This window comes from Bacteroides sp. 1_1_30 (assembly GCF_020982715.1).
GTDB lineage: Bacteria > Bacteroidota > Bacteroidia > Bacteroidales > Bacteroidaceae > Bacteroides > Bacteroides xylanisolvens.
Map to the genome: position 1 here is coordinate 1 of NZ_JAJKHN010000239.1, position 816 is coordinate 816.

An 816-nucleotide genomic window follows, 5' to 3' on the forward strand; every position below is an offset into this window, starting at 1 on the left:
ATGGCATTGACCATTTTGAAGAATTATCAGGATGAAGACAAGAAGACTTCTGTCAATAGGAAAAGGAAGAAGGCTGGATGGAGTGATGAGTATCTAGCTAATTTGATAAACAACTTTATTAAAGCGTTTTAACTCGTGCGTTTTCCCTGATGCACTGGAGCGATGCTTTCCAACGCTTCATCAGGAATCACCTTTAACTTCCCTTCTTCTATTCCGGCACGAAATAAACCACTTCCCGTACCTATAAAAAAATGGTTACCATCTGTCTGTTCAATGGTAGTTATTTCACCGTCGACCGGCACCGACATATGTAACACTGTTCCGGTATGGGTATCATACCAGGTAATGCTATCTTTACAGCACAACCATATACGGTCATTTTTGTCCAAATAACCATAATTCAGAAATGCTTGCGACTTATTTCTGATCAGTTCCGGATGCACATAAGCCAGTTCAAACTTGTCATGCTGCGAATCATACCTAAAAATACGACCTTTCTGACCAATTACCCATAATACATTTCCGTTGTCCATATAAAGCCAATTCAAGGCAATCCGTGAATCCAACGTCATGTTATCGTCTGAAAAGTTGTAATGCTTGATATGTTTGCCATCATAACGGTCTATCCCTTCTTGAGTCAGAAACCACATATACCCCCGTCGGTCTTTTTGGATATGGTATATTTTCTGATTATTCAACCCGTCTTCCAGTCCTATGTACTTATAAATCTGTCCCTTACTTAGTCGTCCCTTAAAAAGTACTCATCTGCGGGATATTGCAAGAAAACAGTGTCCCGCAGATTTTTTCAACAAGTAG

At 39.8% G+C, this 816-nt stretch carries 1 pseudogene; it reads right to left on the bottom strand.

Going from position 1 to position 816, the window contains the following annotated elements:
* Window positions 1-146 precede the first annotated feature (146 nt).
* Window positions 147-728 (bottom strand): annotated as a pseudogene (locus LPH68_RS26475) (two-component regulator propeller domain-containing protein); the annotation flags it as partial.
* Window positions 729-816: the final 88 nt, after the last annotated feature.